18 protein-coding genes are annotated in these 13,811 nt (G+C 64.5%); 9 read left to right on the top strand and 9 right to left on the bottom strand.

The features are described from left to right. Positions 1–38: 38 nt before the first annotated feature. The 3 genes from KDD17_RS05495 to KDD17_RS05485 all read right to left on the bottom strand — a co-directional run bounded on the left by KDD17_RS05495 (position 39) and on the right by KDD17_RS05485 (position 2,633). Entirely contained in the window at positions 39–524 is a 486-nt protein-coding gene (locus tag KDD17_RS05495; protein WP_212705646.1) for a (2Fe-2S)-binding protein, read from the bottom strand. 136 nt (positions 525–660) lie between these two features. Further along, positions 661–1,668, bottom strand: coding sequence for a molybdopterin-binding protein (locus KDD17_RS05490; protein WP_212705645.1), 1,008 nt, complete (start codon positions 1,666–1,668; stop codon positions 661–663). Continuing rightward, positions 1,665–2,633: an XdhC family protein gene (locus KDD17_RS05485; RefSeq protein ID WP_212705644.1), complete on the bottom strand. Its 969-nt coding sequence runs from the start codon at positions 2,631–2,633 to the stop codon at positions 1,665–1,667. The genes KDD17_RS05490 and KDD17_RS05485 overlap by 4 nt, the downstream gene beginning before the upstream one ends. A 164-nt stretch (positions 2,634–2,797) precedes the next feature. Between KDD17_RS05485 and KDD17_RS05480 the strand changes: the two genes are divergently transcribed. From KDD17_RS05480 to KDD17_RS05465, 4 genes are all read left to right on the top strand, one after another. Then, positions 2,798–3,034 (top strand): BolA/IbaG family iron-sulfur metabolism protein, encoded by a 237-nt coding sequence (locus tag KDD17_RS05480; RefSeq protein WP_212705643.1) that lies wholly within the window; start codon positions 2,798–2,800, stop codon positions 3,032–3,034. 28 nt (positions 3,035–3,062) lie between these two features. Then, positions 3,063–3,179 carry a hypothetical protein gene (locus KDD17_RS19095; protein WP_212705642.1) on the top strand — a complete coding sequence of 39 codons (117 nt, stop codon included), beginning with the start codon at positions 3,063–3,065 and terminating at the stop codon, positions 3,177–3,179. Continuing rightward, positions 3,176–3,538, top strand: a complete 363-nt coding sequence (gene grxD, locus KDD17_RS05470) for a Grx4 family monothiol glutaredoxin (RefSeq protein ID WP_212705641.1) — start codon at positions 3,176–3,178, stop codon at positions 3,536–3,538. The genes KDD17_RS19095 and grxD overlap by 4 nt, the downstream gene beginning before the upstream one ends. Positions 3,539–3,627: 89 nt before the next feature. Beyond that, the gene (locus tag KDD17_RS05465; RefSeq protein ID WP_212705640.1) at positions 3,628–4,044 is read left to right on the top strand and encodes a VOC family protein; all 417 of its coding nucleotides are present in this window, start codon (positions 3,628–3,630) and stop codon (positions 4,042–4,044) included. Between the two features lie 9 nt (positions 4,045–4,053). On the opposite strand, the gene KDD17_RS05460 is transcribed toward KDD17_RS05465, so the two are convergent. Both KDD17_RS05460 and KDD17_RS05455 read right to left on the bottom strand, forming a co-directional pair. Next, positions 4,054–4,446 carry a cell division protein ZapA gene (locus tag KDD17_RS05460; protein ID WP_212705639.1) on the bottom strand — a complete coding sequence of 131 codons (393 nt, stop codon included), beginning with the start codon at positions 4,444–4,446 and terminating at the stop codon, positions 4,054–4,056. Continuing rightward, the gene (locus tag KDD17_RS05455) at positions 4,446–4,928 is read right to left on the bottom strand and encodes a hypothetical protein (RefSeq protein WP_212705638.1); all 483 of its coding nucleotides are present in this window, start codon (positions 4,926–4,928) and stop codon (positions 4,446–4,448) included. Before KDD17_RS05455 ends, KDD17_RS05460 begins: the two co-directional genes overlap by 1 nt. Positions 4,929–5,156: 228 nt before the next feature. Between KDD17_RS05455 and tkt the strand changes: the two genes are divergently transcribed. Beyond that, positions 5,157–7,172: a transketolase gene (gene tkt / locus KDD17_RS05450; RefSeq protein ID WP_212705637.1), complete on the top strand. Its 2,016-nt coding sequence runs from the start codon at positions 5,157–5,159 to the stop codon at positions 7,170–7,172. 313 nt (positions 7,173–7,485) lie between these two features. Beyond that, on the top strand, positions 7,486–7,662 hold the full coding sequence (locus tag KDD17_RS05445; RefSeq protein WP_212705636.1) for a hypothetical protein: 177 nt from the start codon (positions 7,486–7,488) through the stop codon (positions 7,660–7,662). A 50-nt stretch (positions 7,663–7,712) separates the two neighbouring features. Here the strand turns inward: KDD17_RS05445 and KDD17_RS05440 are convergent, their stop codons facing one another. Beyond that, positions 7,713–8,684: a DUF808 domain-containing protein gene (locus KDD17_RS05440; RefSeq protein WP_212705635.1), complete on the bottom strand. Its 972-nt coding sequence runs from the start codon at positions 8,682–8,684 to the stop codon at positions 7,713–7,715. A 196-nt stretch (positions 8,685–8,880) separates the two neighbouring features. Between KDD17_RS05440 and gap the strand changes: the two genes are divergently transcribed. Continuing rightward, on the top strand, positions 8,881–9,882 hold the full coding sequence (gene gap, locus KDD17_RS05435) for a type I glyceraldehyde-3-phosphate dehydrogenase (protein WP_212705634.1): 1,002 nt from the start codon (positions 8,881–8,883) through the stop codon (positions 9,880–9,882). Between the two features lie 57 nt (positions 9,883–9,939). Beyond that, a complete protein-coding gene (locus tag KDD17_RS05430; protein WP_212705633.1) occupies positions 9,940–10,083 on the top strand; it encodes a hypothetical protein in 144 nt (47 codons plus the stop codon). Here KDD17_RS05430 and coaD read toward each other — a convergent pair. The 3 genes from coaD to KDD17_RS05415 form a co-directional block, all read right to left on the bottom strand. Beyond that, on the bottom strand, positions 10,080–10,580 hold the full coding sequence (gene coaD, locus KDD17_RS05425) for a pantetheine-phosphate adenylyltransferase (protein ID WP_212705632.1): 501 nt from the start codon (positions 10,578–10,580) through the stop codon (positions 10,080–10,082). The genes KDD17_RS05430 and coaD overlap by 4 nt on opposite strands. A gap of 75 nt (positions 10,581–10,655) precedes the next feature. After that, on the bottom strand, positions 10,656–11,093 hold the full coding sequence (locus KDD17_RS05420) for a CBS domain-containing protein (RefSeq protein ID WP_212705631.1): 438 nt from the start codon (positions 11,091–11,093) through the stop codon (positions 10,656–10,658). Positions 11,094–11,154: 61 nt separating this feature from the next. Further along, positions 11,155–12,051, bottom strand: coding sequence for a LysR family transcriptional regulator (locus KDD17_RS05415; protein ID WP_212705630.1), 897 nt, complete (start codon positions 12,049–12,051; stop codon positions 11,155–11,157). Positions 12,052–12,251: 200 nt separating this feature from the next. Here KDD17_RS05415 and KDD17_RS05410 point away from each other — a divergent pair, with 200 nt between their 5' ends. Then, complete coding sequence (locus tag KDD17_RS05410) at positions 12,252–13,751, top strand: CoA-acylating methylmalonate-semialdehyde dehydrogenase (protein WP_212705629.1); 1,500 nt, start codon at positions 12,252–12,254, stop codon at positions 13,749–13,751. Positions 13,752–13,811 lie beyond the last annotated feature (60 nt).

The following is a 13,811-nucleotide window of genomic DNA, read 5'->3' as shown; positions in this document are numbered from 1 at the left end:
TCAAGGGCGCACCCGTTTTCTATTTGATATTCCGCGTGTTATTCCGCCGCGATGGCGCCGACGTCCTGACCGGATGCGGCCATGATCGCCTTTACGATGTTGTGATATCCGGTGCAGCGGCAGATATTGCCGTCGAGGTAGTGGCGTACCTCGGCCTCCGAAGGCTTGGGGTTTTCCTTGAGCAGGGCCGCCGCCGACATCACCATGCCCGGCGTGCAGAATCCGCACTGAAGCCCGTGATGCTCCTGAAAGGCGGCCTGAATGGTGTTGAGCGTGCCGTCTGGCGCCGCCTGCCCCTCGATCGTCGCCACCTCGGCGCCCTCGGCCTCCACGGCCAGCATCGAGCAGGATTTGACCGCCTGCCCGTTCACATGCACCACGCAGGCGCCGCATTGGCTGGTATCGCAGCCCACGTGGGTGCCGGTCAGCCCCAGCTCTTCGCGCAGGAATTGCACCAACAGCGTGCGCCCCTCGGCGCTGCCTTTGACGGCCTTTCCGTTCACGGTCATCGAAACTTCGGTCATCAATGTCCTCCCAGACGATTGTTTTTTTGAGATTGAAGTGAGTTAAGCACGCACCCCGGCAGTTGAGAACCCGAAAACTGAGGGGCTGCGGGTCACATGGGTGTCGGGACCGGGGTACTTTGGTCGTATCTCCGACCTAGGTCTCAGAGGCTTTTGGCGCGGGGCCCCGGCGGGGTTGCGGCCGCGTCGGAATTTCCTTGAGCAATCCGCCCACGCCCATCGCCGCGATATCCTCTGCACTTACCTCGATCCCACAGACCAGCCGCGACAGCACCCAATCGGCGCCATTGAGCGCCGGCGCGCGCGCGCAGCCGGGCAGGCCGATCACCGCCCGGCCCGCACGCACCCCCAGAAACAGCAGATTGCCCGGATCAACCGGCATCCCGAAGCGCGTGACCGTGCCACCCGCCGCGCGCAGCGCTTCGGGGCCCACGTCATGTGCGTCAGAGGTTGCAGAGCCGGTGAGGATCAGCGTCAGCGGTGTTTGCACGGCCGCAATCGCGCCCGCCAGTGCCGCCGTTTCGTGGGGCACGCGCACGGTTTGCGTCAGGGCCACCTCCAGCGCGTCGAGCCTTGCCGCAATCGCCTCGCGCCCCTTGTCGCCCGCGCCGCCGGGAATGTCGGTGATGACAAGCGTCGCCGCACCGATCTGCGGGCGGTGCAGCGTCAGCGCGCCACGGGCCTGCGCGATGGCGCGCTCCAGCGCGGTGCGGTCCACGGCGTAGGAGATGATCTTGATCGTGGCGACCATGCCACCGGCGCGCATTTGCTGGAAATCAGGCACGGTGGCGATGGTGATCATCGGATCGATCGCGTTGATCGCGGCAATGGCCGCCGCGTCCAGCCGCACCACCCCTGCCCCTTCGGCCAGCAAGTTCACGCGTCCGGTGAACGCCGCCGAGCGTGTCAGGCCCCGCGCGTCCGCCAGCAGCGCATCGGCCAGCAGATCGGCGGCGGCGTTCTCATGCACGTCGCGCTGCGACAAGCGCGCGACGATGACCTCCGCCACCCCTGCCGCCGTCAGATCCGCAATGTCCGCTTGCGTCAGCGTGATTCCTTTGCGCAGGCGCCGCCCATCGACGGGCACGGAGTGGGCAAGGATGGCCCCGACAGCTTCAGCGGTGGGAACGGCCCCGAATTTCACGCGCGGCGCAACCGGTCGATCATCTGCGCAAGGATCGAGACGGCGATCTCGGGCGGGCTGGCCGCGCCGATATCAAGGCCCACGGGACCGTGGATGCGCGCGATGGTGTCGGCATCGAACCCCGCCTCCTCCATCCGCGCCACCCGCGCGGCGTGGGTGCGTTTCGATCCCAGCGCACCGATGTAGAACGCGGGCGAGCGCAGCGCCAGCAGCAGCGCCGGATCGTCGAGTTTGGGGTCATGGGTCAGCAGCACCAGCGCCGTGCGCGCGTCGAGGCCCACCTCCGCCAGCGCCGCATCGGGCCAGTCGTTCAGCACCCGTGCGCCCGGAAAGCGCGCGGGCGCGCCGAAGGCCTCGCGCGGATCGACCACCACCGCGTCAAAGCCCGCGATCTGCGCCATCGGCACCAGCGCCTGCGCGATGTGCACCGCCCCCACGATCGCCAGCCGCAACGGCGGATTGTGCAGGGCGACAAAGGTATCGCCATCCGCCTCCACGCCCGAGCGGTCCTTGGCAAAGCGCTCTGCATGGCCCTCAGTCACCAGCCGCCGGGCGCTGCCATCAAGGCGCACCTCATAGGCCACGGCACGGCGCGCGGCCCGGTGGGCGACCAGCTCTTCGAGCATGTCCTGGGGCATCCCGCCCGCGCCGATGGGTTCGACCAGCACGCGGATCGTACCGCCGCAGGCGAGGCCCACGGCAAAGGCGTCGCCGTCGCTGACCCCGTATTCGAGCAGCTTGCAGGCGCCCTCCTCCAACGCCTCAAGCGCTTCGAGCACTACGGCCCCCTCGACGCAGCCGCCCGAAACCGACCCCTCCATCGCGCCATCGTCCGCGACGACCATCTGTGCGCCCGTGCGCCGGGGCGCGGAACCCCATGTTTCCACCACCGTCGCAAGCGCCGCGCGCCGCCCGGCGCGGATCCAGGCAAGCGCCTGTTCGGGGGCTCCGGTAAGAGTGTTCATGGGCGCGCTCCTTGAGTGACAGGCTCCGTTTGTCGGAGGTCGGGGCCGGATCGTCAAATAATACTTTGGTGGATGCAAGGCCCGTCGATGCGGCGGCACAGCATCTTGCACCCGCCTGCCCGCACGACTACATCTTGGCCAAGACAGCCCAAGGAGACCGCCCCATGCCCATGCAGGCCCACGAGATCGAAGAGCTTTTGCGCGCCTCGTTTCCCGACGCGCAGATCGAGGTTCAGGGCAGCGACGGGGTGCATATGGCCGCGATGGTCGTCGATGAAAGCTTTCGCGGCAAGAACCGCGTGCAGCAGCAGCGCGCCGTCTACGCCGCCCTCAAGGGCAAGATGGACGGGCCGGCGGGCGATCTGCACGCATTGGCGCTGACCACCCGCGCACCCGATTAACCGTTTCCCGCAATCAGGAGAGACCGACATGACCCTTTTCACCCTCATCGCCGTGCTCGGCGCCCTTGGCGCCGCAGCCCTGTGGCGGGCGATGCCAACACCGAATGAACGGCCCATCCCCGTGCCGGTAAGGAAAGACCAATGAGCGACGCACAGACACAGATCCAGGAAACGGTCAGCGGCAGCGATGTCGTGCTGTTCATGAAAGGCACCAAGGAAATGCCGCAGTGCGGATTTTCCAGCCGCGTGGCCGGTGTGCTGAACTACATGGGCGTGGAGTATTCCGACGTAAACGTGCTGGCCGACGAAAACATCCGCCAAGGGATCAAGGATTTCTCGGACTGGCCGACGATCCCGCAGCTCTACGTGAAAGGCGAATTCGTGGGGGGTTGCGACATCATCACCGAGATGACGCTGTCGGGCGAGCTGGATACGCTTTTTGCGGAAAACGGCGTGAGTTTCGACAAGGATGCCGCCGACAAGATCCGCGAAGCCAACGGCTGAGGCTTCTTGCCGGTTCGCTTATAGACGCGCCCGCGACAGACCCGTGGGCGCGTTTTTTATGGGGGCCACACGGCCCCGGAAGGACCACCATGATTTCCTATGTCACCGTCGGCGCCGATGACATCGCCCTCGCACGGCGCTTTTATACCGCGCTTCTGCCCGCGCTTGGCTATGGGGTGCACGAAGGGCCCGAGGGGCTCAGCTTTGTCCTGCCCGTGGCCGAGGGCGCGCGGCCCTCACTGCCGGATTTCTACGTAAAACCCACGTTCGACGGTGGGCCTGCGACCGCCGGCAACGGGGCGATGGTAGCCTTTGAGGCTTCCAGCCAGCAGCAGGTGCGCGATCTGCACGCCGCTGCCGTCGCCGCCGGTGGCGCGGATGAGGGGCGGCCGGGCTTTCGCCCCAACTACGGCGCAAACTTCTACGTGAGCTATCTGCGCGACCCGCAGGGCAACAAGATCGCGTTGTTTTCCAGCAATCCCGATGAGCCGGGCCGCGACAACTGAGCGCGCCGGTCAGTCGCCGGTTTTCTCGTCCACTTCGGCGGCCAGCGATTCCGCACGCGCGGCAATCTCGGCCAGCGTGTCGGTGACCGATTGCGGCACCACGGGCACCTCGATCCGCTCGGGCTCGATCACGACGTTGCGCAGCCCTTCCAGCTCCGCCTCGCGCTCGGCCAACTCCGCGCGGACCTCGACGATCTTGTCCTCGACGCTGGCGGTCTTGTCGGCCAGCAACAGGCCCGCCATCAGCAGCATGCGCGCCTCCGGCAGACGGCCCACCTGATCGCTGAGCACCTGCGCCTCGTCATCGAGCATCTTGGCCGCCGCGTGCAGATAGCTTTCCTCGCCTTCCTGACAGGCCACATCGAAATGGCGGCCCCCGATGGAAATCTTGACTTCGGGCATCAGCTGTCCTCCGCGGCGGGGCTGGATTGATCGATGAGCGGTTGCAGGCTGGCCAGGATCACCGACGCCTCGGCCACATCCGCCGCGCGCGCGGCGCGCAGGCCCTCAAGCTCGGCGAGCATCGCCTTGTTGATCAGATGCGGCTCGCCGACCCCTTCTGTATTGGCCTCGCGCAGCGCGGCGCAGGCATCGGCCAATTGCGCGTTGGCGCGGCGCACGCGCTGCAATTCGATATCGAGCTGCGCCATCCGCGCCTCGGCCTCGTCGAGTGCCGCGCGCAGCTGCGCCTGCTCCGCCTCGGATTTGGTGCGTAGACCGCGCACGCGCTCCTGCAACTGGGCGTTTGCGGTACGCTCGTCCTCAAGCTGTTGCAGGGTGTCGGGATCGGGTGCGGCAGGTTTGGCCGCGATGCGGTCGACGCCAAAGGCGATCTGATCCATCGCCGCCGTGATCCGGCGTTGCAGTTCTTCGATATCGCTCATGCGCGGGTCGACCCTTTCGATTTCACCCGGCCCGCTGGGCGCATCGGGCGAATCGTCTCGCCGCCCGCGCGGGGCCGATCAAGTGCGTCCTAAGGTGCATTCGCCGCCCGCCTTTGTAAACAGCCACTTGCCCCGCGACCTTAAACCGACGGGCCGGGGGTCGCTTGATCTTTCGCGGCACCCTGATATTGAGGCGCAAAATCCCCTAGCGAATGGAGCACCCCGCCCGTGGATCTCAAAGCCCTCGCCACAGCCCACCCCGATCACTGGTCAAAGGCGGGCGCCATCCGCGCGCTGACGCTCGACGCGGTGATTGCCGCCAATTCCGGTCACTCGGGCATGCCCATCGGAATGGCCGATGTGGCGACCGTTCTGTTTGAAAAACATCTGAAATTCGACGCGGCACAGCCGACCTGGCCAGACCGTGACCGGTTCATCCTGTCGGCGGGCCATGGATCGATGCTGATCTATTCACTGCTGCATCTGGTGGGCGACGCGCAGTTTCCCATCGAGGAGATCAAGAACTTTCGCCAGATGGGCGCGCGCACGGCGGGCCACCCCGAGAATTTCCTGGCCGACGCGATCGAGACCACGACAGGCCCGTTGGGTCAGGGCATCGCCAATTCCGTAGGCTTTGCCATGGCCGAAGAGATCCAGCGCGCCACCTACGGGGCCAAGGTCGTCGACCACCACACCTATGTCATCGCCGGTGACGGCTGCCTGATGGAAGGCGTGAGCCAGGAGGCGATCACCATCGCTGGCCGTCACAAGCTGAGCAAACTCATCGTGATGTGGGACAACAACAACATCACCATCGACGGCCCCGTCACCCTGTCGGACACCACCGATCAGGTCGCGCGCTTCCGTGCCGCAGGCTGGGACGTGCAGGAAATCGACGGCCACAACCCCGATGAGATCGACGCCGCCCTGACGGCCGCGAAAAAGACCGACACCCCCAGCATGATCGCCTGCAAGACGCATATCGCGCTTGGTCACGCGGCGCAGGACACCTCGAAAGGGCACGGCGCGCTGACCGACGCGGATGCCGCCGAAGCCGCCAAAAAAGCCTGGGATTGGCCGCACGCGCCGTTCCACGTGCCGGAGGATGTGAAATCACAGTGGGAAGCCATCGGCGCGCGTGGTGCCGACGCCCGCCGCGCGTGGGAAGAGCGGTTTGACAAGATGCCCCGCGCCAAACGCGAGACGTTCAACCGCGCGCTGGACCTCGATCCGCCGAAAAAGCTGAGCGCAACGATCAAGGCGTTCAAAAAACAGATGTCCGAGACGGCGCCGAAACTCGCCACCCGTGCGTCGTCGGAAAAGGTGCTTGAAGTCATCAATCCGATCATGCCGGAAACCGTTGGCGGATCCGCCGATCTGACGGGATCGAACAACACCAAGACCGCCGATCTGGGCGTGTTCGACATCGACAACCGCGCGGGCCGCTATGTCTATTGGGGGATCCGCGAGCATGGCATGGCAAGTGCGATGAACGGCATGGTGCTGCACGGCGGCGTGCGCCCCTATTCGGGCACGTTCATGTGTTTCACCGACTACGCGCGCCCCGCGATGCGCCTGTCGGCGCTGATGAAACAGCCCGTCGTCTACGTCATGACCCACGACAGCATCGGTCTGGGCGAGGACGGCCCGACCCACCAGCCGGTCGAGCATCTGGCAATCTCGCGCAGCACGCCCAACACGCTGGTCTTCCGCCCCGCCGACACGATCGAGACGGCAGAGGCGTGGGAGCTGGCATTGACGCAAAAAGAGACGCCCTCGGTGCTGTCCCTGACCCGTCAGGGGCTGCCCACGGTGCGCCTTGAGCACAAGACAAAGAACCTCAGCGCGCAGGGCGCCTATACGCTGGTAGATGCGGAGGGCAAGCGTCAGGTGATCCTGATCGCCACCGGGTCCGAGGTTTCCGTGGCGCTGGCCGCGCGTGATCTGTTGCAGGCAGACGACATCGGCACGCGCGTTGTGTCCATGCCCTGCATGGAGCTTTTTGCCCAGCAGGACGACGCCTACCGCAAGCGGGTGCTGCCCGGTGGCGCCGTGCGCGTCGGCGTCGAGGCCGGTGTGCGTCAAGGCTGGGACCAGTGGCTGCTGGGCGAGCGCGGCAAATGGGGCAAGGCCGATTTTGTCGGGATGGACAGCTTTGGCGCCTCCGCCCCCGCCGAAGAATTGTTCGTCAAATACGGCATCACCGCCGAGACCGTGGCGGAGCGGGCAAAAGCGCTGCTGTAGCGGCGCGCGCAGGACAGGAACAAAGGGCGCCCGTTGCGGCGCCCTTTTTGTTTGTCTGCCGACAACGGCGCGGTTCCCCCCAGCCCCCCTGCACGGGTGGTCCGGCGCATTCGGGTACGGACCCGCCGCAAACCCCGGAAAAACACCGGATTGTTGCCCGCGCTTCGGCTAATTCGTGCCAGTGTTGCCATATTTACGGCGATCTTCAGCCATATCCCCCGGCTAACCTATGATTGTCTTGATCGATCTTAATGCTAGGTTAACGATTAGGATGCAGGATAATTCAACACCCAAAACGGGTATGGAGGGGACGATGGCCTATCTTATGACAGCAATGATGACCGGCGGTGTCGCCGCGATTATCGCGCTCTTCTCCGGTGCCGGGATTTGGTCGATCCTGTGGAATTACGTGATCTTTGGCCATCTTGGCATGGCGACACTTGCCTTCGCAATGATCGCCTCAGCCATCGGGGCGCGCCTGACGCGCTGACGCCCGCCGCCCTGAACGCCCCTCGCCCATAGCCTTTTCCCGTACCGCCCTCAGACTGGCACCGCGCCCGTCACCTTACGCCAGATCGGTGTGATCAGCCGCTCGCCCACGGGGATGAGCGCGAGCCCCAGTGCAAGCCCCAGAATCCCGTCAATCACCGCTTTGGTCAGCCAGTCGATCAGCCCCGCGCCGGTTGTAAACGGGGCGCTCAGCGTCTTGGCGACACCGTAGATGAAATCCTCTGGCCCGTGTACGCCCATCTCGGCCAGCCCGTGCACGATGATCGAGCCACCGACCCACAGCATCGCCGCCGTGCCCACAATGGTCAGCAGTTTGAGAAAGCCCGGCATCCCCTTGACCAGGCCGCGCCCCACAGCCCGGGTAAGCGACAACCGACCTTTGGTCGCCATAGCCAGCCCCACATCGTCCATCTTGACGATCAGCGCGACCGATCCGTAGACCGCTACCGTAATCAGGATTGCCACCGTGGCCAGCGTCGCCGCCTCCATCCAGAAACCGCTTTCGGGAATTGCGGCGAGCGAGATCGTCATGATTTCAGCAGACAGGATGAAATCGGTCTTGATCGCCCCCTGCGCCTTCTGCTCTTCGAGCTTGGCGGGATCCTCGATCACCTCCTCCTTGCCGGGGTGATCCTCGTGCCCGTGGCTCCACCCCATGACATGCGCGACCTTTTCGGCCCCCTCGAAACACAGATACGCCCCACCCAGCATCAACAGCGGCGCGATGAGCCAGGGCGCAAAGGCCGACAGCGCGAGCCCCACCGGTAGAAGGATCAGCAACTTGTTGCGCAGACTGCCCTTGGTGATGCGCCAGATGATCGGCAGTTCGCGATCGGCGTCAAAGCCCTGCACGTATTTCGGCGTCACCGCCGCATCGTCGATCACCGCGCCCGCCGCCTTGGCCGATGCCTTGGTCGCCTGCCCGATCACGTCATCGACCGAAGACGCCGCCACCTTTGCAATCGCGGCGACATCATCGAACAGGGCAATCAATCCACTCATCACGCGGGCTCCTTCATCATGCTGCGTGCAACCTAGCGCGGTATCGTCCCGCGCCAACAGCCCTCGACACCGGATTTGATTGCGCTAACCACAAAATTTAACGCTAACAGCACAATCGCGCGCCCCTTTGGCACTGGCGGCGCCGGCCCGCGCGGGTCTATAGCAGGCGCAAAGACCCAAGCTCAGGAGCGTTCCCATGACCATCAAAGTCGGTATCAACGGTTTCGGCCGTATCGGCCGTTGCGTGCTGTCGCACATCGCCGCGTCGGGGCGCGAGGACATCGAAGTGGTCAAGCTGAACGCCACAGGCCCGATCGAGACGGCGGCCCACCTGCTGCGCTACGATTCGGTGCACGGACGCTTCCCCGGCGAGATCACGGTCGACGACAATTACATCAACCTCGGCCAGAACGATATCGAGGTGATGTCGACCTACAACCTCGATGAGCTGGACTGGTCGGGCTGCGATGTGGTGCTGGAGTGCACGGGCAAATTCAACGACGGCAACAAGGCCCGCGCACATATCACCCAGGGCGCGAAAAAGGTGCTGCTCTCGGCACCGGGCAAGAACGTCGACCGCACCATCGTTTTCGGCGTCAACGACGATGAGCTGCAAAAAACCGATACGATGATCTCGAACGGGTCGTGCACCACGAACTGCCTCGCCCCGCTCGCCAAGGTCATGCACGAATCCGTCGGCATCGAAAGCGGCCTGATGACCACGATCCACAGCTACACAGGCGACCAGCCGACGCTCGACCGCCGTCACAAGGATCTGTACCGCGCGCGCGCCGCCGCCATGGCGATCATCCCGACCTCCACCGGCGCGGCCAAGGCGTTGGGCGAAGTGCTCCCCGCGCTCAAGGGAAAGCTCGATGGGACCGCGATGCGCGTGCCCACGCCCAACGTCTCTGCCGTGGATCTGACATTCACCGCCGGGCGTGACGTCACGGTCGAGGAAATCAATGCCGCGGCCAAATCCGCCGCCGAAGGGCATATGCGCCGGGTGATGGCCTATGACCCCGCGCCCAAAGTCTCGATCGATTTCAACGGCACGGAGTTCAGCAGCATCTTTGCCCCCGATCAGACCATCGTCGTGGCCGACCGGACCGTGCGGGTGCTCGCGTGGTACGACAATGAATGGGCGTTCTCGGTGCGCATGGCGGATGTCGCGGTGGCGATGGGAGAGCTTGGCTAAGCTTGCGCCGCGCGCGGTGCTGTCCTATCACGGCGCCACGCCGCAAAAGGACTGCCCATGACCAACCGTATCGCCCTTGTGCTGGGTCTGCTGATCGTGGGCGCCATCGTTGTCGACTATGTCTACTACGGCACCGAACACGGTGTTTTCCTGGCAAAAAAACTGGCCGACCTGATCGAATGGCTGGCCTTCTGGCGCTAGGCCTTTTCGTCAAATCGGGCGCGCAACTCCGCATTGATGCGGGGGGTTACGAAATTGCTCACGTCGCCGCCCAGGCGCGCAATCTCCTTGACCAGCTTTGACGCGATCGCCTGGTGCTGTGCCTCGGCCATCAGGAACACCGTCTCGATCGCGTCATCGAGCTGCCGGTTCATGCCAACCATTTGATATTCATACTCAAAATCGGCCACTGCGCGCAGCCCGCGCACAATCATCTGCGCACCGACATCGCGGGCACAATCGATCAAAAGGTTCTCGAACGGGTGCACGGTGATCTCGATCCCTGTCTGCGCGGCCAATTCGGAACATTCCGCCTCGACCAGCGCCACCCGCTCTTCGAGCGAGAAAAGCGGCCCCTTGTCGCGATTGATCGCAACACCGATCACCAGCTTGTCGACCAATGTGGCGGCGCGGCGGATGATGTCGAGATGTCCCAGTGTGATCGGGTCAAAGGTTCCGGGATACAGACCGACGCGCATACGCTCATTCCTTCGCTGAGGTCGTGACAACGGAGCCCAGGCAATCACGCAGCCCCAAAAGATGCAAGAGCGCGCTTAATGCCCGCGGATCATCCCCTCAAGCGCGTCATTCTCCATCGCAAGCTCCATCAGCCGGGCCTTGACCACGTCGCCAAGGCTGATCAGCCCCACCAGCGTGCCCGCGTCATCCAGGACGGGCATGTGACGGAACCGTCCGTCGGTCATCTTTTGCAGCACCTGATCGGCGCGCATCTCGCGCGTGCAGGTGACCAGTTTGCGCGTCATCACGGTCTCGACAGGCTCGCTCAGACAGGCCGCGCCGCGCTTGCCGATCTGGCGCACGATGTCGCGCTCCGACAGGATGCCGTCGGCGGTGGCCCCATCGCGCGAGATCAGCAGCGTGCCGATCCCCGCCTCGCCAAGGCGCGCTGCGGCCTCCGACAATGTGATCGACGGCAGCGCGGTCACCAGCGTATCGCTCGTCTTGCCGCTCAGGATTTGAGATACCAGCATTCAATATCCTCCCAGGATCAAAATGGTATCCCCCCATGCTCCGCTGCAAAGGGCGCTTGTGTCAAGCGTCCAGCACCTGAAGCCGCGCCACCTCTGCGCGCAAGCCGGCCACCAGCGCATCGGCAAACCGGCTGAGCCGCGGCGTGCGCGCGTCGTCGGCGTGCCGTATGAGGTAGAACGCGCGGCGCAGGCTGACGGTGTCGCGCAGGATCCGCCGCACCCCGGGTGCGAAGGGCAGGCAAAAGTCATGCACGACCCCCACGCCGCCGCCCTGCCGGATCATGTTCATCTGCACCGCCACCGAATTCGACGCCAGCCGCACCCGTCCCGCCCCCAGATCGGCCAGGTAATCCAACTCCCGGTCAAAGATCATGTCGGGAATATAGCCCACCATCGGATGATCGCGCAGATCCGCGACGGAGGCGATGCCGCCCGCCTGCGCAAGATACCGCTCACTCGCCGCCAGGTGCAGTGTATAATCGGTGATCTGGCGCACCACCAACCGCCCCGCCGTGGGCGCGCTGACCCCGATCGCCATATCCGCCTCGCGCCGCGACAGGTTGAACACCCGCGGCAGGGCCACGATCTGAATGTCGAGCGCTGGATTCTCCCGCGCCAGCGCGGCGCAGACCTGTGGCAGCACAAAATTCGCACATCCATCGGGCGCCCCGATCCTGATCTGGCCACTCAACCCTTCCGCCGTCCCCGACGCCGGGCGGCGTACGGCCAGCATCGCGCGCTCCGCCGCCGCCGCCCGCTCCAGCATATCTGTCCCCTCGGCGGTCAAGGCGTAGCCCTGCGGCGATTTCACAAAAAGCGCCTTGCCCAGATCCGCCTCCAGCCGCGCCATGCGCCGACCCAGTGTCGCGGGGTCCAGCCGCAACACCTTTCCTGCACCTGACAGGCTTTCTTCGCGCGCCACCGCCAGAAAAAGCCGAAGATCATCCCAGTTCTGCATCCGCCTCCCCGTAGGACGCAGGGCACACCCGCCCCCTGCACCCTTTTCCAAATACCTATTTTACGCCCTTCGCTATTAAGACAGACACGCGCGTTCATCCCTGGCGTCTTGCAAATTCGCAAAATTGTTTTGCCTATCTCCCCCTTTTACCCGCGTTTTTGCAAGACTACAGTGACGCAACTCTCAACAAGGAGACCGCAATGCAAGAGCTCACCCACTACATCAACGGCGCCCACGTCAAAGGCACATCAGGCCGCTTCGCCGACGTCATGAATCCCGCCACCGGCGAAGTTCAGGCCAAATGCCCGCTCGCCAGCAAGGAAGAGCTGCAACAGGCCGTCGCCCATGCCCAAGCCGCCCAACCCGCCTGGGCCGCGACCAATCCCCAGCGCCGCGCGCGGGTGTTGATGAAATTCGTGGATCTTCTCAACCGCGACATGGACAAGCTCGCCGAGGCGCTCAGCCGCGAGCACGGCAAGACCCTGCCCGATGCGGCGGGCGATGTTCAGCGCGGGCTTGAGGTCGTCGAATACTGCATCGGCGCGCCGCAGCTGCTGAAAGGGGAATACACCGACAGCGCGGGTCCGGGCATCGACATGTATTCGATGCGTCAGGCGCTCGGCGTCACGGCCGGCATCACGCCTTTCAACTTCCCGGCGATGATCCCGATGTGGATGTGCGCCCCGGCGATCGCCTGCGGCAACGCCTTTATCCTGAAACCCAGCGAGCGTGACCCCTCCGTGCCGCTGATGCTGGCCGAACTGCTGGAAGAAGCGGGTCTGCCCAAGGGCATCATGCAGGTGGTCAACGGCGACAAGGAAGCGGTCGACGCGATCCTGCACGATGAGGTGATCCAGTCGGTGGGCTTTGTCGGCTCCACCCCGATTGCGGAATACATCTACGCCACTGGCTGTGCGAACGGCAAACGCGTGCAGTGTTTCGGCGGCGCCAAGAACCACATGATCATCATGCCCGACGCGGATATGGATCAGGCGGCGGACGCGCTGGTGGGTGCCGGCTACGGTGCGGCGGGCGAGCGTTGCATGGCGATTTCCGTGGCCGTGCCCGTGGGCGATGAGACCGCGGACCGGTTGATCGAAAAACTGGTGCCACGCATCGAGGCGCTCAAGGTCGGGCCCTATACGTCGGGTAATGATGTGGATTACGGCCCCGTCGTTACGGCGGCGGCCAAGGCCAACATCGAACGGCTGGTGCAGACCGGCATCGACCAGGGGGCTGAGCTTGTGGTCGACGGGCGCGATTTCAAATTGCAGGGCTATGAGGACGGCTTTTTCGTCGGCCCCCACCTGTTTGACCGCGCGACCAAGGAGATGGACATCTACCAGCAGGAGATCTTTGGCCCCGTGCTGACCTGTGTGCGTGCGCAGAGCTACGAGGAAGCGCTGGGTCTGGCGATGGATCATGAATACGGCAACGGCACCGCGATCTTTACCCGCGACGGCGATGCGGCACGGGATTTTGCCAACCGGATCAACATCGGCATGGTGGGCATCAACGTGCCGATCCCCGTGCCGCTGGCCTATCACACCTTTGGCGGCTGGAAGAAATCCGTCTTTGGCGATCTCAACCAGCATGGCCCCGATGCGTTCAAATTCTATACGCGCACCAAGACCGTCACGGCGCGCTGGCCGTCCGGGATCAAGGAAGGCGGCGAATTCTCCATCCCCGTGATGGAGTAAGCCACCCTACCCCGACCGGTCGTGCGTGGCGGGCGGCGGCATTTAGGTATTTTTGAAAGG

This window comes from Sulfitobacter albidus, assembly GCF_018200035.1.
In the GTDB taxonomy this organism is placed as follows: Bacteria; Pseudomonadota; Alphaproteobacteria; order Rhodobacterales; family Rhodobacteraceae; genus Sulfitobacter; species Sulfitobacter albidus.
This window is presented reverse-complemented; position numbering and strand designations above follow the sequence as displayed.

Bases quoted from the DNA above. Each gene is read 5' to 3' on its own strand.
- grxD (WP_212705641.1), top strand. From the start codon at position 3,176: ATGAGCGACGCACAGACACAGATCCAGGAAACGGTCAGCGGCAGCGAT.
- KDD17_RS05415 (WP_212705630.1), bottom strand. From the start codon at position 12,051: ATGCAGAACTGGGATGATCTTCGGCTTTTTCTGGCGGTGGCGCGCGAA.
- KDD17_RS05430 (WP_212705633.1), top strand. From the start codon at position 9,940: ATGACCAACCGTATCGCCCTTGTGCTGGGTCTGCTGATCGTGGGCGCC.
- KDD17_RS05460 (WP_212705639.1), bottom strand. From the start codon at position 4,446: ATGCCCGAAGTCAAGATTTCCATCGGGGGCCGCCATTTCGATGTGGCC.
- KDD17_RS05410 (WP_212705629.1), top strand. From the start codon at position 12,252: ATGCAAGAGCTCACCCACTACATCAACGGCGCCCACGTCAAAGGCACA.
- KDD17_RS05440 (WP_212705635.1), bottom strand. From the start codon at position 8,684: ATGAGTGGATTGATTGCCCTGTTCGATGATGTCGCCGCGATTGCAAAG.
- KDD17_RS19095 (WP_212705642.1), top strand. From the start codon at position 3,063: ATGACCCTTTTCACCCTCATCGCCGTGCTCGGCGCCCTTGGCGCCGCA.
- KDD17_RS05455 (WP_212705638.1), bottom strand. From the start codon at position 4,928: ATGAGCGATATCGAAGAACTGCAACGCCGGATCACGGCGGCGATGGAT.
- KDD17_RS05495 (WP_212705646.1), bottom strand. From the start codon at position 524: ATGACCGAAGTTTCGATGACCGTGAACGGAAAGGCCGTCAAAGGCAGC.
- KDD17_RS05465 (WP_212705640.1), top strand. From the start codon at position 3,628: ATGATTTCCTATGTCACCGTCGGCGCCGATGACATCGCCCTCGCACGG.
- KDD17_RS05480 (WP_212705643.1), top strand. From the start codon at position 2,798: ATGCCCATGCAGGCCCACGAGATCGAAGAGCTTTTGCGCGCCTCGTTT.
- KDD17_RS05445 (WP_212705636.1), top strand. From the start codon at position 7,486: ATGGCCTATCTTATGACAGCAATGATGACCGGCGGTGTCGCCGCGATT.
- gap (WP_212705634.1), top strand. From the start codon at position 8,881: ATGACCATCAAAGTCGGTATCAACGGTTTCGGCCGTATCGGCCGTTGC.
- KDD17_RS05485 (WP_212705644.1), bottom strand. From the start codon at position 2,633: ATGAACACTCTTACCGGAGCCCCCGAACAGGCGCTTGCCTGGATCCGC.
- KDD17_RS05420 (WP_212705631.1), bottom strand. From the start codon at position 11,093: ATGCTGGTATCTCAAATCCTGAGCGGCAAGACGAGCGATACGCTGGTG.
- coaD (WP_212705632.1), bottom strand. From the start codon at position 10,580: ATGCGCGTCGGTCTGTATCCCGGAACCTTTGACCCGATCACACTGGGA.